At 40.9% G+C, this 19,923-nt stretch carries 18 protein-coding genes; 5 read left to right on the top strand and 13 right to left on the bottom strand.

Going from position 1 to position 19,923, the window contains the following annotated elements; translation table 11 throughout:
- Positions 1-86: 86 nt before the first annotated feature.
- Together NH454_RS07215 and NH454_RS07210 are read right to left on the bottom strand one after the other, a co-directional pair.
- On the bottom strand, positions 87-2,603 hold the full coding sequence (locus tag NH454_RS07215) for an exo 1,3/1,4-beta-D-glucan glucohydrolase (protein WP_253038638.1): 2,517 nt from the start codon (positions 2,601-2,603) through the stop codon (positions 87-89).
- A gap of 2 nt (positions 2,604-2,605) precedes the next feature.
- Positions 2,606-3,823 carry a sugar MFS transporter gene (locus tag NH454_RS07210; RefSeq protein WP_235381846.1) on the bottom strand — a complete coding sequence of 406 codons (1,218 nt, stop codon included), beginning with the start codon at positions 3,821-3,823 and terminating at the stop codon, positions 2,606-2,608.
- A gap of 275 nt (positions 3,824-4,098) precedes the next feature.
- On the opposite strand from NH454_RS07210, the gene NH454_RS07205 reads away from it, so the two are divergent.
- Genes NH454_RS07205 through NH454_RS07195 form a run of 3 tightly spaced genes read left to right on the top strand, consistent with a single transcriptional unit; the run spans position 4,099 to position 7,805 of the window.
- Positions 4,099-5,427 (top strand): GH1 family beta-glucosidase, encoded by a 1,329-nt coding sequence (locus NH454_RS07205; RefSeq protein WP_235381818.1) that lies wholly within the window; start codon positions 4,099-4,101, stop codon positions 5,425-5,427.
- 24 nt (positions 5,428-5,451) lie between these two features.
- The gene (locus NH454_RS07200) at positions 5,452-6,783 is read left to right on the top strand and encodes a glycoside-pentoside-hexuronide (GPH):cation symporter (protein WP_199526860.1); all 1,332 of its coding nucleotides are present in this window, start codon (positions 5,452-5,454) and stop codon (positions 6,781-6,783) included.
- Between the two features lie 23 nt (positions 6,784-6,806).
- Positions 6,807-7,805 carry a LacI family DNA-binding transcriptional regulator gene (locus tag NH454_RS07195; protein ID WP_253038636.1) on the top strand — a complete coding sequence of 333 codons (999 nt, stop codon included), beginning with the start codon at positions 6,807-6,809 and terminating at the stop codon, positions 7,803-7,805.
- Here NH454_RS07195 and NH454_RS07190 read toward each other — a convergent pair.
- From NH454_RS07190 to NH454_RS07170, 5 genes are read right to left on the bottom strand one after another with little or no spacing between them, the layout of a single operon-like run.
- Positions 7,792-9,759 carry a response regulator gene (locus NH454_RS07190; RefSeq protein ID WP_253038635.1) on the bottom strand — a complete coding sequence of 656 codons (1,968 nt, stop codon included), beginning with the start codon at positions 9,757-9,759 and terminating at the stop codon, positions 7,792-7,794. The two genes, NH454_RS07195 and NH454_RS07190, sit on opposite strands and share 14 nt — an antisense overlap.
- Positions 9,760-9,769: 10 nt before the next feature.
- Positions 9,770-10,231 (bottom strand): response regulator, encoded by a 462-nt coding sequence (locus NH454_RS07185; protein ID WP_135923655.1) that lies wholly within the window; start codon positions 10,229-10,231, stop codon positions 9,770-9,772.
- Positions 10,231-11,715, bottom strand: coding sequence for a sensor histidine kinase (locus tag NH454_RS07180; RefSeq protein WP_135923654.1), 1,485 nt, complete (start codon positions 11,713-11,715; stop codon positions 10,231-10,233). Before NH454_RS07180 ends, NH454_RS07185 begins: the two co-directional genes overlap by 1 nt.
- A gap of 10 nt (positions 11,716-11,725) precedes the next feature.
- The gene (locus NH454_RS07175) at positions 11,726-11,935 is read right to left on the bottom strand and encodes a histidine kinase (protein ID WP_135923653.1); all 210 of its coding nucleotides are present in this window, start codon (positions 11,933-11,935) and stop codon (positions 11,726-11,728) included.
- Positions 11,936-11,947: 12 nt separating this feature from the next.
- Positions 11,948-13,288: a sigma-54 dependent transcriptional regulator gene (locus tag NH454_RS07170; protein ID WP_253038634.1), complete on the bottom strand. Its 1,341-nt coding sequence runs from the start codon at positions 13,286-13,288 to the stop codon at positions 11,948-11,950.
- Positions 13,289-13,506: 218 nt separating this feature from the next.
- On the opposite strand from NH454_RS07170, the gene NH454_RS07165 reads away from it, so the two are divergent.
- On the top strand, positions 13,507-14,019 hold the full coding sequence (locus NH454_RS07165; RefSeq protein ID WP_135923651.1) for an NUDIX domain-containing protein: 513 nt from the start codon (positions 13,507-13,509) through the stop codon (positions 14,017-14,019).
- A gap of 60 nt (positions 14,020-14,079) precedes the next feature.
- Here NH454_RS07165 and NH454_RS07160 read toward each other — a convergent pair whose 3' ends face one another.
- Genes NH454_RS07160 through NH454_RS07150 form a run of 3 tightly spaced genes read right to left on the bottom strand, consistent with a single transcriptional unit; the run spans position 14,080 to position 16,224 of the window.
- Entirely contained in the window at positions 14,080-14,574 is a 495-nt protein-coding gene (locus NH454_RS07160) for a YgjV family protein (RefSeq protein ID WP_253038633.1), read from the bottom strand.
- Between the two features lie 49 nt (positions 14,575-14,623).
- Complete coding sequence (locus NH454_RS07155) at positions 14,624-15,190, bottom strand: Crp/Fnr family transcriptional regulator (protein WP_138557208.1); 567 nt, start codon at positions 15,188-15,190, stop codon at positions 14,624-14,626.
- A complete protein-coding gene (locus NH454_RS07150; RefSeq protein WP_253038632.1) occupies positions 15,187-16,224 on the bottom strand; it encodes a nitronate monooxygenase in 1,038 nt (345 codons plus the stop codon). The genes NH454_RS07155 and NH454_RS07150 overlap by 4 nt, the downstream gene beginning before the upstream one ends.
- 165 nt (positions 16,225-16,389) lie before the next feature.
- On the opposite strand from NH454_RS07150, the gene NH454_RS07145 reads away from it, so the two are divergent.
- Positions 16,390-17,766 (top strand): NAD-dependent succinate-semialdehyde dehydrogenase, encoded by a 1,377-nt coding sequence (locus NH454_RS07145; protein WP_253038631.1) that lies wholly within the window; start codon positions 16,390-16,392, stop codon positions 17,764-17,766.
- Between the two features lie 46 nt (positions 17,767-17,812).
- Here the strand turns inward: NH454_RS07145 and NH454_RS07140 are convergent, their stop codons facing one another.
- The 3 genes from NH454_RS07140 to NH454_RS07130 form a co-directional block, all read right to left on the bottom strand.
- Positions 17,813-18,886: an endonuclease/exonuclease/phosphatase family protein gene (locus tag NH454_RS07140; RefSeq protein ID WP_253038630.1), complete on the bottom strand. Its 1,074-nt coding sequence runs from the start codon at positions 18,884-18,886 to the stop codon at positions 17,813-17,815.
- Between the two features lie 17 nt (positions 18,887-18,903).
- Complete coding sequence (locus tag NH454_RS07135; RefSeq protein ID WP_135923645.1) at positions 18,904-19,218, bottom strand: hypothetical protein; 315 nt, start codon at positions 19,216-19,218, stop codon at positions 18,904-18,906.
- 101 nt (positions 19,219-19,319) lie between these two features.
- Positions 19,320-19,757 (bottom strand): hypothetical protein, encoded by a 438-nt coding sequence (locus NH454_RS07130; protein WP_135923644.1) that lies wholly within the window; start codon positions 19,755-19,757, stop codon positions 19,320-19,322.
- Positions 19,758-19,923: the final 166 nt, after the last annotated feature.

The following is a 19,923-nucleotide window of genomic DNA, read 5'->3' as shown; positions in this document are numbered from 1 at the left end:
GTAGTAGAGTAAAGCTCTTGATAAAGAGAAAGTGGTTAACAGGCAGTATGTTACCTGTTAACCAAAAGGACGTAAGGGAGGAGTTGTTACTTACAAGTATTCGTCAATTCTTGGTTATCGGTCACACCAACGCTTAAATGAGCAATCGACACCTGCCATGCTCCGTCGGTTGCCAACTGCCAAGGCGAAAATACCTGCGCTAGATTGACACCTTTATCTGCAAAACAAGCTAAGTTTACAGAGATAGTTTGCCATTCGGCCGTGTCTGCTAGTCGCTCGCGAATATCAAACTGGCCTTCACAGTTTTCACCACATTGCATACCTAACATTAAAGGAGCATCAGCCGCTTTATCCACTTTAATTAACATCTCAAGTTGACCATTTTTCTCAATGTACGAGCGTAAATCTGACGGAAACGCAGCCACTAAACGCACTGATGCAGGCTCTTTACCGTTAAAACTAATGGCACGAGCATCTTCTTGTACGTCTTTATCAAAGGTTTTTACACTTACTGCATTTACAGCAGCTCGACTACTCGTCATTGCTTGCAATTCACTGCCACTTTGCAACTGAAGTGACCAAGGCGACTTAATTGCTCGCTCAAACATTACTAGATCTTCAAGTTCACTTGTCATCTGAGAAGTTTCATCAAGATTATCAGCTAGGGTATTCTCATCTTCATATGTTAAACCAAAGCCGTATGGCAGAAGTGGTGCGTAATCTTTATCGCCACGGTTTTGATTGCCGATTGGATCATTTGGCCATGAGAATGACAGCTTACCTTTAAAGTCATGATTGATTGAACCATCTGCATTTTTAAAAAGCACATCGCTTATGGCGTCACCTTCACTACCTGGCAGCCAAGTTGCAACAAACGCATCACTGGCATTTAGCTCTGCATTCACCCACATTGGGCGACCACTAATAAATAGCGATACCACGGGAATACCCGCTTCTTTTAGCTTTTTAAGTAGGGCTAGATCTGTTTTATTACCACGTTGGTATTCAAGGTTGTCTAAATCACCATTACCTTCAGCATATGGCTGCTCACCAAACACGACAATCGCTACATCTGGCTTAGTTTCAAATTCGCCATTTAGATCATACTGAACTTGGCCACCGGCTTGCTCAACGGTCTTTTTAATACCATCAAAAATTGAAGTACCACCAGGGAAGTCACTATTTTCATTGCCTGTACCCTGCCATGTGATAGTCCAACCACCTGACTGCATACCAATATTATCAGCACCTAAACCAGCAACTAGTACATTGGCTTTTGGTGATAATGGTAACAGCTGCTGTTTATTTTTCAGAAGAACCAGTGATTCACGTACCGCTTGTTTTGCAACTGCGCGATGCTCTGCACTGCCAATGATCTCTGTTTTACCAGAAAGCGGGCGCTTAGCAGGACTTGGCTTATCAAATAAGCCTGCACGCATTTTTACACGAAGAATACGGGTAACCGCATCATCAATACGACTTTGCGCAATTTCGCCGCTCTTAACCTGCTTAATTAAGTTTTCATATAATGGTTTCCATGCATCTGTTGGAACCATATACACATCAAGGCCTGCATTTGCAGCTTGCGCACAATCTGCATTGTTACAACCAGGAATTTGACCGTGACCATTCCAATCGCCGACGACAAAGCCATCAAAGCCCATTTTACCTTTTAGCACATCAGTAAGTAGGTATTTACTACCGTGAATTTTCTCGCCATTCCAGCTGTTAAATGACGCCATCACGGTTTGTGCACCTGCACCTAAACCACCAACATAACCTTGTGCATGAATTTCGAATAACTCTTGTTCAGACGCGGTGTTATTACCTTGGTCATCGCCCCCTTCTGTACCGCCATCACCTAAAAAGTGTTTAACAGTACTGATCACGCGTTTATCAGACAGAAAATCTTTATCAACAGCTCCTTGTAAGCCTTTTACGATGGCTGCTGAATATGCTTTAACGATTTCAGGGTCTTCAGAGTAGCCTTCGTAAGTACGGCCCCAACGATCGTCACGAACAACGGCGACTGTTGGTGCAAACACCCAATCAATGCCCGTCACCATTACTTCTTGTGCTGTAGCGGCTGCAATTTTCTCAATTAGCTCAGGGTTATTTGTTGCCCCTAAACCAATGTTATGAGGGAATAATGTAGCGCCAATCACATTGTTGTGACCATGTACTGCATCGGTGCCCCACATAGTTGGAATTTTGCTGCCATCTAATGAGTCATCAATTGAGGCTTGATACATTTTTTCAGCCAAATCAATCCAATCAGAAGCCTTGGCATGTTTGTCGTTATTAGGGAATGCACCACCACCATTAAGGTAAGAACCAAACCCGTATTTACGCATATCTTCAACGGTAATATCGCGAATTTCAGGTTGGATCATTTGTGCAATTTTTTGCTCAAGCGTCATACCGGCTAACATCTTCGCAATCTTAGCTTCAAGCTCAGGGTCTTCAGCAATCCCGGTTTCAATATGTGGCCAGATTTCTTGCTTCACTTTTTCTTTAACTGTTACTTCTTGCTCAGCACAACCTAACAGCCCCATACTTGCAATCATTAAAGAGCCGAGGGTGAATGTATTTTTCAATTTCATATTTACACCTTTGAAGTCTGAGTTGATACTTTTGAGCCTACTAGCGCAAAGTAAGTAATGTATAAGTAGCATGCGATAGGTAAAAAGAGCGCCAGTTGCACGCCAATAGCATCAGCCATAACACCTTGCAATAATGGAATAATTGCGCCACCAACAATCGCTAAGCACAAAATACCAGAACCTTTTGAGGTGTATTTACCTAGGCCATGAAGCGCAAGGCTAAAAATAGTTGGGAACATAATTGAGTTACAAAGCCCAACTAAAAGAATCGCCCACATAGCCAGGCTGCCTTCACCTGTCATTGCGATCACAATTAACACCACAGCAAGTAAGCCATGACACGCAAGCACTTTGCCCGCATCAAATTTTTGCATCACAGCAGCGCCAATAAAACGGCCAACCATCGCACCGGCAAAATAATAACTAATATAGTGAGCGGCTTCCTTTTCAGCTAAACCAGCAATATTATCTAAAGTTAAAAAACCAACTAAAAAACTACCAATAGCAACTTCAGCACCCACATAAACAAAAATACCTACTGCACCTAAAATTAAATGACGGTATTTCCACACACTACCTAAGTCTACAAAATCTTCTAAGTCTTGATGTGCAGCTTCATTGTCACTTTCTCTACCTAGTTTAGGCAGCTTTAAAAAAGCAAAAATAACGGCAAGAACTAATAAGCTTAATGACAGTAACAAATAAGGTAACTTTACTTGCTCTGCGGTTGCATGACTGACTTCAGATAAAATTAGCCAACCACCAAAGATAGGAGCGACAGTAGTACCAAGTGAGTTGAAAGCTTGTGTCATCGTTAATCGAGATGACGCGGTTTTTTGTGGACCAAGGACACTCACGTAAGGGTTTGCAGATACTTGTAAAATAGTAATACCCGATGCAAGCACGAATAATGCTAGTAAAAATAATTCGTAAACATGTGCTACTGCTGCAGGGTAAAACAAGGCACAACCAATGGCGGCAACCACCAAGCCCACAACAATACCAAACTGGTAACCAATACGGCTGACCAATTTACCCGCGGGGATAGACATCACAAAATAAGCACCAAAAAAGCAAAACTGCACCAACATGGCTTGCGTGTAGTTAAGCGAAAACATACCTTTTAAGTAAGGGATTAAAATATCATTCAAACACGTTATGAACCCCCACATGAAAAATAACGTGGTCAATGATGCCAGTGCAAAGTGTTGCTTAGGCATATCAGCTTGGCTAGCTGAAGCCGCAACAGGCGTTGATACATGAGCCATAATTTTATCTCTAGTTAATTATATTTATCAGTTTGTTACAGCATATCCAGAACTAAACTACTAACAACAAATAGCGAAAAATGTTGCAACATCAAATGTAAGCGCTTACATTTATATCATATTAAATATAATTAGCAATTTATTTACAATAAAAATGTAAGCGCTTACAGATAGATTGTATATGCCTTTGGCAGCCTTACATTATCAATGCGAAGGATGACTCTTCAGTGTATAAATCTATTTCTCTTTTGCCTGATTCGTTTTTGCTTAAACCAGAATTCACTTTTGGTGTAGCGACTGCGTCATTTCAAATCGAAGGCGCCCGCGACACTCGACTTGATTGTATCTGGGACACATTTTGTGAAAAACCAGGGGCTATTGCAGATCAAAGTAATGGCGATAACGCTTGTGAACACATAGCTCACTGGCAAAAAGACGTCGAAATGATTGCCGATTTAGGCGTCGATGCTTACCGTTTATCAATTTCTTGGCCAAGAGTCATGAATCAAGATGGGACTGCAAACAAACAAGGTATGGCATTTTATCTTGAGCTGCTAACGGCTTTAAAAGCGCGTAACATCAAAACCTACGTCACTTTATATCACTGGGATTTACCTCAGTATCTTGAAGATCAAGGTGGTTGGTTAAACCGTGATACAGCTTACAAATTTAGAGAATATACTGAGCTAGTTACTGAGCATCTCGGTCATCTCGTAGATTCATTTGCAACCTTAAACGAGCCATTCTGTAGTGCTTATTTAGGTTACGAAGTAGGTGTGCATGCACCTGGTGTAAAATCACAACAGGCAGGCCGACAAGCCGCTCATCACCTATTACTTGCCCATGGCCTAGCTATGCAGGTTTTACGTGAAAACTGCCCAAATACAGAAGCCGGTATCGTGCTAAACTTCAGCCCTACTTATCCGCTAACTGCTGCCGATAGCAAAGCCGCAGAGCTTGCTGATCAGTATCATAATCAATGGTATATAAAAGCCGTACTAGACGGATGCTATCCTCCGCTATTTGATCAGTTAGCAGATGAAGTTAAACCAACAATACTTGCTGACGACATGGCGATTATTAGCCAAGCCGTCGACTTTATTGGTGTTAATTATTATACCCGCATACACTACAAAAATACTCCAGATGGCTGGTTTGAAGAAGCAAGTTTAGCCAATGTACGTGTAACCGATATGGGCTGGGAAGTTTATCCGCAAGGCTTAACTGAACTGCTTGTATCACTGCACCAGCAATACGATTTGCCTAAAATGTACATAACTGAGAATGGTGCAGCTATGGCTGATACACTCAACAATGGTGAAGTGTATGATGTTGAGCGAGTCGATTATTATCACACTCATTTAAATGCAGTTTGTGCAGCAATTCGTCAAGGCGTTAATATTCAAGGTTACTTTGCTTGGAGCTTAATGGACAACTTTGAGTGGGCGTATGGCTACGAGAAACGCTTTGGGTTAGTGTATATTGACTATGATAGCCAGCAGCGTATTTTGAAAGAAAGCGCAAAACAATATCGTGAATTATTAAGACAACGATAAAAATAACAACACACGAGAGCACACATGCTGACAAAAAAAGAAAAGATAGCCTACGGATTAGGCGATACAGCAAGTAACATTATCTTTCAAACAGTGATGTTATTCTTAACGTTTTTCTATACAGATATTTTTGGTATATCGCCTGCTGTTGTCGGCACCTTATTTTTGGTGGTGAGAGTTGTCGATGCTATTACCGATCCATTAATGGGGGCTCTAACCGATTCGACCCGCACTAAGTGGGGAAGCTACCGCCCTTACTTGCTTTGGCTTGCCTTACCATTTGGGGTGATCAGTATGATCACCTTTACCACCCCTGACCTACCTGAATCAGGCAAAGTAGTTTATGCGTTTGTTACTTACACTTTGTTGATGCTGGTCTACACCGCTATTAATATTCCCTATTCAGCGTTAGGTGGCGTGTTAAGTAGCGATCCGAAAGAGCGAGTATCAATTCAATCATACCGTTTTGTCTTTGGTATGCTGGGTGGGTTAATTGTGAGTGCATGTACTTTGCCCCTAGTTAACTGGCTAGGCAAAGGTGATAACGCGACGGGCTATCAGCTAACAATGGCACTAATGAGCGGCTTAGGTGTGGTGCTATTTTTAATTTGTTTTCGCTACACTAAAGAACGAGTTACAGCACACAACAATGCATCGCTTAGTTGGAAAAGTCGTTTCAATACATTATGGCAAAATAGTCCTTTTAAAGTACTGTGTTTTGCCGCTGTAATGCTACTTACCAGTATGGTTTTGCGTACTACCTTAGCAATTTACTATGTTAAGTATGTACTTGGCGAGGCTGATTTGGTGACCTACTTTGTAACCATTGGCATGATAGGCAATATCCTTGGATGTGCATGTGCTAACCCTCTGAGCAAGCGAGTAGACAAGAAAACAGCATACATACGCTTACAATATATTTCTGCTGTTATCAGCTGTATTGCATTTTGGTTGCCTAGCGAGCAGATTGTGTTGGCATTTGTTATCTATTTCTTTTGGTGCTTTTTCACCCAAATGGCAACCCCGCTACTTTGGGCCAAAATGGCTGATACCATCGATTACGGGCAATGGAAAACTGGCGAGCGCTTAACAGGATTAGTGTATGCTAGTGTGGTGTTTTTCATTAAGTTAGGGTTGGCGCTAGGTGGAGCAATTGCGGGCTGGCTATTGGCTTTTTATGGCTATGAGGCTAACGCAGAGCTTAGCGAGACAACATTATCAGGTATTTTGATTTCATTTACCCTTTACCCAGCAATAGGTAGTATGCTTGTCGCATTTATCATGAAAATGTATATTCTTGATAATCAAACTGTTGAGCAGATTAGTGCAGACTTATCATCGCAACATAAACAATAACTTGGTTTTTTAAAAGGACAAACATGGCCACCATTTACGAGGTGTCGAAACTTGCAGGAGTCTCACTTGCTACAGTTTCAAGAGTAATGAATAACAATGCCAATGTCAGTGACGTTACTCGTAAAAAAGTGACAGCTGCAATGAATGAGTTAGGCTATCGCCCCAACTCAATTGCACAGTCGTTGGCATCAAATTGCTCAAACAGTGTTGGCTTACTGGTCTCTGAATTACAAGGTCCATTTTATGGCCCAATGATGAGTGGTATTGAAAACATTTTTCGAAATCAAGGCAAACACCTCATTATTGCAGCTGGCCATAGTGATGAAGAACGCGAAAAACAAGGTATTGAGTTTTTAATAAGCCGCAATTGTGATGGGCTTATTTTACACGTAGAAGCTGTTAGTGATGAGTACCTAATTAAACTTAGTAAAGGCCGTATTCCATTTGTTCTGATCAACCGCTACATTAGTCAGCTAAGTGATCGTTGTATACTACTTAACAATATAAAAGGCGGTTACCTTGCTGCCAAATATGTATTAGAAAAAGGCCACAAGCAGATAGCATATATTAGTGGCCCATTATGGAAGCAAGACGCCAAAGACCGTTTAGAAGGTCACAAGCAAGCGCTTGCTGAGTTTGGTGTTCCTTTTGATGAAGAGTTGCTATATCAAGGTGACTTCATGGAATCGAGTGGCTTTGAAGGGCTTGCGGCATTGCATCAACATGGCAAACCATTTAGTGCTTTAATTTGTGCCAACGATGAAATGGCTGTTGGCGCTATGGCAAGTGCAAGAAAATTAGGGCTTACACTCCCTAAACAGTTATCTATTATGGGATACGATAATGTGTTTTTTACTCGCCATGTTTACCCTCAACTGAGTACCATAAACTACCCGATTGAAGAAATGGGCAGAATGGCGGCTAACTGGATCCTGAATCAGGTTTACCAAAAGCAAACCCCGTCATTACAAACTTTATTTGAACCAGAGCTTATAGTTAGGCACTCTATCAGTGCGCTATAAGCTCGCTGAGTATCCCTAAATTAATAGGTTTTAATAGCACTTGTTCAATATCAAGCTGTTTCATTTTTTCAGGATCAGGCTCAGCACCACTCACTACCACTAAAGCTAACCCCGCATACTCTTGGTTAATTTTAGCTGCCAAATCAAGACCTTCACCGTCTGGCAAGTGCATGTCTAACAGCACTTTATCAAAGCGTTGATTATCGTGAAGAATATCCAGACAAGCAGCACAACTATCGGCAATGACGGTTTCAACCCCCAAACTTTCAAGTAATAGCTGGGTTATTTGTGCGGCATCACCATCATCTTCAACCAATAAATAACGTGTACTTTGCTGAGTCAATGCGAGGGAATCCTCCCGAGCAACAACAGGTTCTGTTTTACCTTGGCAAATATAATGATTGAGCACTTGATAAAGTAATCCAGTATCAACAGGTTTGGCTATCATGTCATTAAAACCAAGCGCACTAAGCTCACTTTTTACACCTTTCATTGTTGCGGCAGTAAGCGCGATGATAGGCCCCTGATAGTCCATTTTCCTAAGCTCAATGGTGGCTTCTTTACCACCCATAACCGGCATATGTAAATCAATAAACACAATATCGAAAGGTTTGCCTGCTTGCTCTGCACTGGCCACTTTCTCGATAGCCTGCTTACCATTTTCAGCAAACTCTACATCTGCCCCAGTGCTGGTGATCATGTGTCCAACGAGAACTCGTAGGTCTTTTAAATCATCAACAACCAACACTCTCCCTGAAGTTGAAAGTGTACTTAACTTTTGCTGACAATCAGGGCTTGAATCGAAACTCAATACCTGTCGTTCAACCTCACGTATATTGCCAGGGTATATAGATAAGATAAATTCAGACCCTTCCCCTAAGGTTGATTCAAGCTCAATTGAGCCTTGCATACGAGCTAATAATTCGGCGCAAATCGCAAGACCAAGGCCTGCACCACCTACATCCCTCGACTCAACATCGGCAATCTGTTCAAAGGGTTTAAAAATCAGTGCCTGCTTTTCTTGAGGAATACCAAGGCCTGTGTCCTTGATACTAAAAAACAGCATTTCTCGCTCATTGACCCAAGCAGTCCATGCGCGCACGACTATTTCACCTTGGTTGGTAAACTTAATCGCATTATTGATAATATTGATTAAAATTTGTCTTAGCCGTGTGGCATCTGTATTTATAATCAATGGCAAGGCTTGCTGTGACTCAAATTTAAGTTTTAAGCCTTTATCCAAGGCTGAGACGCGCATTAAGGTATACACATCAGCCATAAGGCTATCAAAATTAACATCACTGCAATTTAGTTCAAGTTTATCGGCGGCAATTTTAGATAAGTCGAGCACATCATTAAGTAAACTTAGCAAGTGTTTGCCATTTCTATAAATGACCCCAAGTTCATTATTTAAATGCCGATTCTTTTCGCTCTGCATTAGCAGCTCGGTATAACCCAAAATGGATGAAAGCGGTGTACGTAACTCATGGCTCAAATGTGCCAAGAAGCGGTCTTTAGAACGATTTTCTGCTTCCGCTTTTAATCGTTCAACTCGCTCATCTTCAACATCTCGGCGAGCTAAGGCGTAACGAATAGCACGGGCAAAGCGGCTTGAATTCATCTCGCTTTTTACGAGGTAATCAACCGCACCAGCATCAAGTGCCGCAGAATCAAGGGCTTCATCTGATTGCCCCGTAAGCATGATAATCGGCCCACGAAAACCGTTTGCAACAGCCCGTTTGAGCACTTCTAAGCCATCAGAGGCACCTAAACGATAATCTAACAAACAAATATCATGCTTGTTTTCGCTCAGTACACTAATGGCTTGCTCGGGGCAGCTTAACCATTCTACATCAAAGGTATGGGAACCCAATTGCTCCAAGTAATCACAAGTGAGAATATAATCATCTTCATCGTCTTCAACCAAGAGTAAGCGGGTTACCTTATCTAACATGTATTATCCTTTAATCATTGAGTGGTGTTGGCAGCTCTACAAATTCAACCCAATACTTACCAAGCGTCTTCATCAGCTCAACTAATCCCTCAAAAGTGACCGGTTTTGTAATGTATGAAGCCGCCCCTAAATCGTAACCTTTAACCATATCTTCTTCTTGCTTTGATGTAGTTAAAATCACAACCGGAATGCCTTTTAAATTAGGGTTTGTCTTGATTGCTTGTAACGCCTCACGGCCATCCATTCGTGGCATATTTAAATCTAGTAAGATCAAGCCAGGCCTTGGTGAACTTTCTTTTTCGCTAAACTTACCTTTGCGTTCAAGGTACTCAAGTAGTTCCACGCCATCTTCAACAAAATATAACTCGTTTAAAACACGGCTTTCAGCTAGAGCATCTTGTGTTAATAAACGATCATCTTCATCATCATCGGCCATTAAAATGGTAATTGGTTTAACTTTATTAAATGGCATTATGCCTCTCCTTGTAATGTGAAAAGGGATGTTTCCACAGGTAATTTAATAGTAAAGCTTGCACCTTCACCTACGCGACTGCTCGCAAAAATTTCGCCACCGTGACGCTCTACAATTCGTCGACAAACCGATAGGCCAATGCCTGTGCCTTTATATTGTGAACGCCCGTGTAAACGCTGAAACGGAACAAATATTTTTTCTAGGTACTCTTCAGAAAAACCAATACCGTTATCCGAAATAGTAATGATCTCCCACTCGACCTCGCTATTATGAGCTTGGCTAAACTCTTGAGTTCGCTGGTAATTAATGTTTATGACTGGCGGCACATTCTCGCGTCTAAATTTAATGGCATTCGAAAGAATATTTAAAAATAGCTGCAACATTTGGCTCGGATCAGCCTGAATATGAGGAAGTGGCTCTAAATTAACAGTTGATTCTGACTCTTTAATAGCGATCTCAAGGTCATCTAATACCTCATTTACAACGTTATTTAAATCGGTATCTACAAAGTCTTTGCCACGCGTAGTAACTCGAGAAAACTCAAGTAAGTCATTAATAAGGTTAGACATACGCTGCGCCGCATTTTTCATACGGTTAATATAATCAATGCCTTTTTCGCCGAGATCATCCTTAAACATTTTTTCTAGACGGTCGCTAAATGCTTGAATTTTTCTCAGCGGCTCTTGTAAGTCGTGGCTTGCTACAAAGGCAAACTCTTCCAACTCTCTGTTAGAACGGCTTAATTCATCTGAATAAATGGTTAGCTCTTGAGTACGCTCTGCTACTTTTACAGCTAAATTTTCATTCTGTTCTTCTAGATCAGCTCTATATTTTGCTGCATTACGAGCGTTAATGCGTGTTAAAACAAACATACCGATCAGCAATAAGGTACTTGTAACAGCAGTAATTGCAAAAGTTAATTTTGCTTCGTTCTTAATTTCTAAAAGCTCGGAAAATAACTCTATTTTAAAATTAAGCTCCCGCATCTGGATTTCATCAACAGCTGTGCGTATCTCTTTGTATAAATCGCGTCCTTTATCAGTAAGTAACAATTGACGGGCTTTTAAATCTTTATTAGCCAATGCAAGATCTGTGGTTTTGGTCATCACAGCAACTTTATCATTGACTAAATAAATCATCCTTGCGATACGATCAGCTTGTCCCGGTATTTCTGAATGAAGACTTTTCACCAGCATTATTTGTGCTTGCATTGAGGCAATTGCATCATTGTATGGCATTAAGTAATCTTCACGATCAGTAAGCAAATAGCCACGCTGCCCTGACTCAGCTTGAACAACAGACAAGTGTAATCGTTCAATAGCTGTATTTAGAGAGTTAGTATTATCTAGACTGTTCTGGATCTCAGTTAATGAGCGAATACTATTAATAGCTAATATAGCGTTTGCAACCACAATACACAGCACGACAGCGATAAAGCTCGCCCAGCTAATGGTGATTTTTCCCTTCTGTTTTTTTCTTTGCATTTGCTTTCCGTTACTCACTAGCGTGGGTATCACTAATTAATTGTAATTGCTCACTACACTGTTGGCAGTTAGCAATTATTTTATCAAGTGCATCAAGTGCTTTTTGCTTTGGCATATCATTTTCTAATACAAGCTTAACTAGCTCTGCATTCATTGAAATACGATTCAATGGTGCGCGTGCATCATGGACTAACTTACGTAAAGACTCGTCATTATTCATAGCTATCCTTTATTATTTGTATTCGCCAATGCCTCCGTAAGCATTTAAACGGTTGTAGAGTGTTTTTGTGCTGATCCCTAACATCTGGGCAGCAATTGTTTTATTTCCTTGTACTTTATCCAATGTCGCGTGGATCAGTTCTTTTTCCACCTCTTCAATGGTTTGTCCTGCCATTACTTGGTTGTTTTGTGTTTCTTTATTTACTTTCGAGAAAGGAGACTCTAATGACTCAGGTAAAACAATTGCCGTACCTTTAGGATCGCTCATAATAAAAGCGCGATGTATTGCATGGCGAAGCTCACGCACGTTACCAGGCCAATCATGAGCCTCAAGCTCTTTTAACTGGCTTGCTTGCCACTTAAAGTCAGTGCCATTTTCTTCATTGAGTTGTTCTAAAAAGGCATTCGCAAGCAGTGGAATATCTTCTTTGCGCTCACGTAGCGGTGGAATATCAATAGGGAATACCGCTAAACGAAAGTAAATATCTTCACGAATAACATTGTTTTGCGCAAGATCTGTTAAAGTACGGTTGGTCGCAGAAATAACCCTACAATTCACCGCTTGCTCTTTTGTACCGCCCACTCGGGTTACTTTTTTGCTCTCAAGCACACGTAATAAGTTTGGCTGCATATCAATCGGCATTTCGGTGACTTCATCTAAAAACAACGTACCACCAGCAGCTTGTTCAAACACACCCTCTTTACGCGCAATCGCACCTGTAAACGCGCCTTTTTCATGACCGAAAAGTTCGCTACCAATCAGCTCTTTTGAAAATGCGCCGCAGTTGGTAGCCACGAGTGGACCATCGCACTCGGTTGCGTTATGAATAGCCTGCGCAACAACCTCTTTACCGGCACCACTTTCGCCCATTAACATCACATTGGCTGATGTTGCTGCCACACGCTCAATCATAGTATAGAGTTTTTTCATCACTTCTGACTCACCGATTAAGGTGCCAAAATGACGCTTAATTGAAGGTGCTGACTTTTTCTTATCAGACGCTTTTTTAGGGTTTAAAACACGCTCAATGTCTTCGCGTTGTAGCGGCTTTACCAAATGCCCCACATTAGCTTCACACATCTCGGCTAATTTACCTTTTACTGATGGGTGACCAGAAATAAGCGTAACTCGCGGAGATTGACCTATTTTTTTTAGGTGTTCGAGTAAGTGTAAACCACTGCCGTCTGGTAACATAAAATCTAAAAAGACTTGGTCAAACGTATTATTTTCAAACCATTGCTCAGCTTCGGCAAGATTGGCAGCAGTATTAATGTTATGCCCAAGGAATTCAACGATGTGACAAACAACATCACTAAATTCACTGTCATCATCAACCAAAAGTACATTCAACATATTAATTCCCTAAGCTTTTTTCATCATTCTACGCAAAGTTTTTCTGAAAAGAAAATACTACACATAGAGTGCATATGCAGTTATTTATTCCGACATTTTACCCCAACAAGTTCCATTTTGGGGTAAAAAAATAAATCTAATATCATTTACACGCTATAGTAACAACTCAAATATTAAATTAAGCTGTATTTGATTAAATACAAGAAGTTTTATGGCACATGAAGTTATTAAAAAAAGTACTCCACCCAAGTTTAAGTGAACAGTATGGTAGTGTGTTTATTCGCAACACAGCACGAGCCATTGTATTGAAAGGTGAACAAGTACTACTTTTATATACCGCCCGTTATGATGACTACAGCTTACCTGGCGGTGGTATCGATGACGGTGAATCTATCGAGCAAGGGCTACTCAGAGAGCTTCATGAAGAAACTGGCGCGCAACAAATAAAGATTAAACATCCCCTTGGTTTATACGAAGAGATCAGGCCTTGGTACAAAGACGATTTTGATTGTGTGCATATAAAATCTTACTGTTATTTTTGTGAAATAAGTGATGAATTTGCAGATCCAAAAATGGAACACTACGAAGTTCAAAACGGTATGCAACCCAAATGGGTAAACATATTTGATGCCATAGCACACAATGAAACAACTATGGCAATGAGTGATAAACAGGGATTATCGATACAGCGCGAAACTTATTTACTCAAGCTGATTGCCAACACGCTTTAAGCTTATTTTGCTATAAAAGCACGGTATATTTTACTATACCGTGCTAACACCTTTTAATACTTATACAGCCTTAGGTGAAGCGTAGTAGCGCCATATTCCTAATAAATTACTCAATAGAAATACCGTTTCCATTACCACTGCGACTGGGGAAAACATGATCACATTATGTGTTATCCAACACAGTGTACCAAGAACCATCATAAGCCTTAATGATAGGTCTTTGCCTTGGAACGACGCGTAGGTTTGAATTAAAGTTGCAACTAAGGCAATAAAACTTACCCAGTTATACCAAGTTAGGCTCACAGCGGAAATACTTACCAACATAAAAGTAACCATCACCCAGGTTTTACGAGCAAAAATACAATATGCATAGCGCACTGCCGCTATTAGCATTAAGCTTGCGGCACTTAAATTATCAAGTAGCAAAAAGTGAACTGATGTGAGTAATACCGAACTAAACAAACAGGCTAAAATAACGTGCCTTTGCCTAAATTGAAAAGATGCTAAATCGAGTAATGTAGCGATTGCAACTAAGCACTGGGATAAAATAAACATAACGACTCCTGAAAAACCAGCAGTGTAATGTTCACCGTTTTGCCACACCTTAACTTAAGTTAAGACGCCCTCTAATTCGTGATAAAGAAATAGCTGAGATCCCTAAATACATAGCAACCTCACTTAAACTCAATTGCGAAAGCCAATGCGGTTTATTATCCAGCAAATACTGATACCTTTGCTCTGGCGTATTAAGTAGTAAAAAGGCTTCTTTTGCCTCCTTAAATAATAACTGCTGAGTAATTAACCTATGTTTTAATTCTTGCCAATCAGGGCCATCAAGTAAAGCCAAAGGTACTTTAATAAGCTCAGCATCTCGTATCACTTTAAGCTGGTAAAACGCATTAGTTTTGGTCAACCAGTTGCCATAGAGCAGTGCAAACTCATCTTGAAAATAAAACTCTTTGCACTTTTCTGAGCCCTGCTCTGATGCATGTATTGCCGCAAGTACGCCAGAAACAATCAAATACCCCGCATCTTGTTGATTGCCTTGTTGCAATAGAACATCACCTTTAGCATAACACTTAATTATGCATTGCCCAGCAAGCTTATGACGAAACTCACTGGCAAGCTGATGATAACTATCACCTAGCGGAAGTAATTGGGTATCACTCAAGATTGCCAACCTTGCATTAGTAATTCAGTAATTTGCTTAGCGTTAATACCTTCTCTGGCAATAAAGCGCTCACCACACCAAAGCGGTGTAAAGCCACTGTCGCCATTTGCTTCCGCTTTTGAGCGCAATGCCGTCATCGCAATTGACGCATAAGGAAAAGGTGGCGCTTGCTCTGGCATCGCACCCAACTTTTGCATCACTCGATTACGTATTCCTCGCGCCGGACGACCAGAAAACAAAGTCGTCAATTCAGTTGAATCTGGCGAAACTGTTTTTAATGCTTCACGATGTAATGTGCCTGTCGTAGCTTCTTCACACAGTAGGTAAGCGCTCCCAACCTGCACCGCAGTAACACCTAATGCTTGGTACTGTGCTACATCTTCAGCTGTGCAAATTCCACCCGCAGCAATAACGGGTATATCAAGCTCTACACACTCTCGCACTAATTGTACTGTGGTTGGTTGCAGCGATAAATCCATTGATAAAAAATGGCCGCGGTGGCCGCCTGCTTCAATCCCTTGAGCAATAACTGCATCGGCACCGTTTGCTTGTAACCAATTTGCTTCATCAAGGGTTGTGGCGGATGAAAGAACGACCCCGCCCCACGCTTTAATTTGAGAAAGAATATCTTTACTTGGCAAACCAAAATGAAAGCTTACAACTGGCGGCTTATAAGGCGCAATTACATCAATAACCTGCTGATTAATAGGCTGGCGTGAAGCGTTACGGGTAAATTGTGAGGCATCTATAGCAAACTCCTCAAAATAAGGTGCAAGCACATTATGCCAAGCAGTCTGCTGCTCCAGTGTATAGTCAGGTGTATGATGACAAAAGAAATTAAGATTATAGGGTTTGTCTGTATGCTGACTAATATAATCAAGCTCTGATTTTAATTGCTCAGTCGAAAGCATAGCGCAAGGTAACGAACCAAGCCCCCCAGCTTCACATACAGCCACTGTCAATTTGGCATTTTGCACACCCGCCATCGGCGCTTGAATAATTGCCAGCTCGGTATTTAACACAGAATTTATCATTACGTATTCCTTGTAAGTTTTGCAGCCTATTGCAGTTTTTACATATCAAAGCAAATAAAACACTAAAGAAAAAACAACTAAAACATTAAAAAACAATAAGATAAAAACAAATGCAAGTCGGTATTACCTTTGCAGGTTACACATTACATTTTAAAGGAGGTAATAATGACTGATACTGTAACTACAATCAATCCAACCAATGAACAACCCCTAGAAACCTATAGTTTAATGTCATTGCAAGAAGCCAATGCAGAAGTCGACAAGTGTCATCAGACATTTTTATCATGGCGTGATACCACACTCGAACAACGTGCAACACTCCTCAATCAACTTGCTGAGGTTATTGAGTCTAATAAACAAGAATTAGCTCAATTGATGACCGATGAAATGGGCAAGTTATATCAACAAGGCCTTCAAGAAGTTGAGCTGTGTGCTGCAATTTGTCGCTACACTGCTGAACAAGGACCTACAGTTCTTGCTGATGAAAGCCGCGATATGCAAAATGGCCGTGCAATTATCAGCTATCAGCCAATTGGTGTTATTTTAGGTATTCAACCTTGGAATTTCCCACTTTACCAAGTCATTCGCTATGCTTGCGCTAACATTATGGCGGGCAATACCACGGTTCTTAAACACGCTGGTAATGTATTTGGCATGGCCGAAAAGATTGAGCAACTGTTTTCGCAAGCAGGTTTTCCAGACTATTGCTTTAAGAACCTACTTATCGGTGGCAGTACAGCAAGTGAATTGATTGAGCATAAAGCTATTCGCGGTGTCACATTTACTGGCAGCGACGAAACCGGTAAAAAGGTCGCTGAGCGTGCGGGTAAACAGGTCAAGAAAACCGTATTGGAACTTGGCAGTAATGATGCCTACGTCGTGCTTGATGATGCAGACTTAAACACAGCGATCACGGCATGTACTCAAGGACGTTTAATTAATAACGGCCAAACCTGTGTTGCCGCAAAACGCTTTATTGTGGTTGATGCCTTATACAATGATTTTAAAGCTTTAATTAAAGAGCAATTTGAGCAAGTCGTTCTTGGCGATCCGAATGATGAAAAAACCACGCTTGGTCCAATGGCTCGTAAAGATCTACGCGATAAACTACATCAACAAGTAACTGAGTCGGTAGAAGCCGGCGCAAAAGTGCTTACTGGTGGCTATATTCCAGAACACTCGGGGTGCTATTACAGCCCAACGCTACTTGAGAATATCAAACCGGGCATGCCAGCCTATGATGATGAATTATTTGGCCCTGTAGCATCGCTTATCAGAGCAAAAGATAATGATGAGGCAATGCAAATTGCTAATGACTCGCGCTATGGTCTTGGCGGCGGTATTTTCTCAAAAGACGAGCAAGCTGCCATTGAGCTTGCAAAGCACCACTTTGATACCGGTATGGTAAATATCAACGGCTATGGGCTAGCCCAGCCAAACCTGCCATTTGGTGGTGTAAAAGACAGTGGCTATGGCCGTGAACATGGCGGCTTTGGGCTACGAGAATTTGTTAATATCAAAACCATTATGGTCAACGACTAAACACAAAAAAGGGCTCTACGGAGCCCTTTTAAATACCTAATCATTATCATTCTTCAAACATTGGCACCTGTTGCTTTGACACTGTTGGCATTTTTAACTCATCCACCGCTTTTTCTTTATCTATTTGCTCTTGCTGTTTTTGATTGTCAGAATCTGGGTTATAAACAAGCTCAGTAAGAAGCGCAAAATGATCAGAACCATATTTTGCCAACCGCTCAATGCGTTTCACACTAAACTCATTACTATGAAAAAGGTGATCTAGTGGCCAACGCATAAAGAAATAACTGGCATGAAAGGTATTAAAAAAACCTCTCCCTTTACGTGGGTCTAACAAACCACTGATACGCATAAACAAACGGGTACTACGCGACCATGCAACATCATTTAGATCACCGGCAACGATACAAGGTCGCTGCCTGTTTTTAAGTGCTTTCGCTAAAATAATCAGCTCAGTATCACGGGGTCGTGAACTGTCTTCTTCTGTGGGACTCGGAGGAGCAGGATGAATAAAGTGCCCTTGTACTTCTACGCCATCTGCATCTTCAAACAAAATATGAATTGAGGGGATATCGCTTTCTATAAGCTCACAAACTTGCTGTTGTTTGATTTTAAACTTGCTGTACAAGTGCATGCCATAGCGATTATCTTTTGGGCAGTAGACACGATACGGATAATCTGGCTCTAAACTACTCAGTTTTTTTTGCCAAATTTGATCAGACTCTAAAGTAATGAATAAATCAGGTTGATGCGCTTTGACTAAACTAATCAGTTTGTCATATTCAGTGTTCGACATCAGTACATTTGCCGACATAATACGAATACTGTGCTTATCATCTTTATTGCTTGAGGCAACTTCTTGATTAGCCAACCTTGTGTAAGGGTAAATCCAACCAACTTGCAGTAGCAGAACTAGGATACTAGCCAGAGCACAGCCAATAAAAAGCAATGACTCCGTTCGACTGATTAAATAACATGATGCAACTAAACACATTCCTGCAAGGTAAACCACTTGCAAACGTACAAAGTCACAACTACGAATTAAATAATGTTGGGAGTATGAAAATGGCAGGATTGAGACCACCAGCAGCAGAGCTAGCAGTATACTCAATCCATAAGTCATACAGCTTTGTAGCAAAACTAGCGACTCAATATTGATACAATTTCGCGAGTGTCTTCAACTAAACGAACAACAGTATTGTCTACCTCAATAGAAATTAATCCATCGCGATCACGCGAGTTAATTATTTTACCGCGGCGGTAAATATCACGATCGAGAATGTCGCCCTTACGAAGTTTTTTCTGCCAACCTGGTGGTAAATCACCACCGTTATCTAGCTTTTTCTCTAGACCCGGTGGAAGACTCTTTCCTTTGTCTTTGTCCTTATCTTTTGCCAATACACCTGTTGTGGCTAGACTTAATCCCAACACAGCAACCGTTAATAATGCTTTCATGCAAATACTCCTTTTTTATATACACTTTTAAGCGTAGCAAGTTTTCCTGAACAAGGTATGAAATAACCAAAAAAAAGCCGCATTAGCGGCTTCTTACAGGATTAACGATGACGAGTAACGATTGATAATATCTCTCGCGTATCATGTACTAAATGAATCAGGCGGTCATCGATTTCGATGGCAATAATACCATTTCGATCACGGCGCTTAATTACACGCCCATGTCGATAAATATCACGGTCAAGGATGTCACCGTGGTGAAGACGTTTATACCAACCTGGTGGTAAACCACCACCATGTCCTACTTTTTTGTATAAACCGGGTGGTAAATCACGGTAGCTATAACGGTCATACCTATCGTGGCGATCATATCTGTCATGATGATGGTGATGCTTGTGATGCTTCTTATGTTTATGATGCTTTTTACGCTCATGTTTGCGCTCATATCTATCATGGTCACGGTCATGTTTTGCGTATGCTTCCATCGGAATAAAGCTTAAACCCAAAACAGCAACAGAGATAGTTAGTAATTTATTCATAATTGAGACCCTCAACTTTGCTCATATTGAAAGCCTAACGTTTGTGGCTGAATCATAGATGAAGGGTTACAATTTAAAAACGTAATTGTTTACATATCAACACATTAGAAAGCCAATCTTTACATTTCTTTAAACTTCTTTGGTCATCATAGCCAATTTTATGACT

The organism is Pseudoalteromonas sp. Ps84H-4 (genome assembly GCF_024124645.1).
Classification (GTDB): Bacteria; Pseudomonadota; Gammaproteobacteria; order Enterobacterales; family Alteromonadaceae; genus Pseudoalteromonas; species Pseudoalteromonas lipolytica_C.
This window is presented reverse-complemented; position numbering and strand designations above follow the sequence as displayed.

Bases quoted from the DNA above. Each gene is read 5' to 3' on its own strand.
- NH454_RS07215 (WP_253038638.1), bottom strand. From the start codon at position 2,603: ATGAAATTGAAAAATACATTCACCCTCGGCTCTTTAATGATTGCAAGT.
- NH454_RS07210 (WP_235381846.1), bottom strand. From the start codon at position 3,823: ATGCCTAAGCAACACTTTGCACTGGCATCATTGACCACGTTATTTTTC.
- NH454_RS07200 (WP_199526860.1), top strand. From the start codon at position 5,452: ATGCTGACAAAAAAAGAAAAGATAGCCTACGGATTAGGCGATACAGCA.
- NH454_RS07195 (WP_253038636.1), top strand. From the start codon at position 6,807: ATGGCCACCATTTACGAGGTGTCGAAACTTGCAGGAGTCTCACTTGCT.
- NH454_RS07190 (WP_253038635.1), bottom strand. From the start codon at position 9,759: ATGTTAGATAAGGTAACCCGCTTACTCTTGGTTGAAGACGATGAAGAT.
- NH454_RS07185 (WP_135923655.1), bottom strand. From the start codon at position 10,231: ATGCCATTTAATAAAGTTAAACCAATTACCATTTTAATGGCCGATGAT.
- NH454_RS07180 (WP_135923654.1), bottom strand. From the start codon at position 11,715: ATGCAAAGAAAAAAACAGAAGGGAAAAATCACCATTAGCTGGGCGAGC.
- NH454_RS07175 (WP_135923653.1), bottom strand. From the start codon at position 11,935: ATGAATAATGACGAGTCTTTACGTAAGTTAGTCCATGATGCACGCGCA.
- NH454_RS07170 (WP_253038634.1), bottom strand. From the start codon at position 13,288: ATGTTGAATGTACTTTTGGTTGATGATGACAGTGAATTTAGTGATGTT.
- NH454_RS07165 (WP_135923651.1), top strand. From the start codon at position 13,507: ATGAAGTTATTAAAAAAAGTACTCCACCCAAGTTTAAGTGAACAGTAT.
- NH454_RS07160 (WP_253038633.1), bottom strand. From the start codon at position 14,574: ATGTTTATTTTATCCCAGTGCTTAGTTGCAATCGCTACATTACTCGAT.
- NH454_RS07150 (WP_253038632.1), bottom strand. From the start codon at position 16,224: ATGATAAATTCTGTGTTAAATACCGAGCTGGCAATTATTCAAGCGCCG.
- NH454_RS07145 (WP_253038631.1), top strand. From the start codon at position 16,390: ATGACTGATACTGTAACTACAATCAATCCAACCAATGAACAACCCCTA.
- NH454_RS07140 (WP_253038630.1), bottom strand. From the start codon at position 18,886: ATGACTTATGGATTGAGTATACTGCTAGCTCTGCTGCTGGTGGTCTCA.
- NH454_RS07135 (WP_135923645.1), bottom strand. From the start codon at position 19,218: ATGAAAGCATTATTAACGGTTGCTGTGTTGGGATTAAGTCTAGCCACA.
- NH454_RS07130 (WP_135923644.1), bottom strand. From the start codon at position 19,757: ATGAATAAATTACTAACTATCTCTGTTGCTGTTTTGGGTTTAAGCTTT.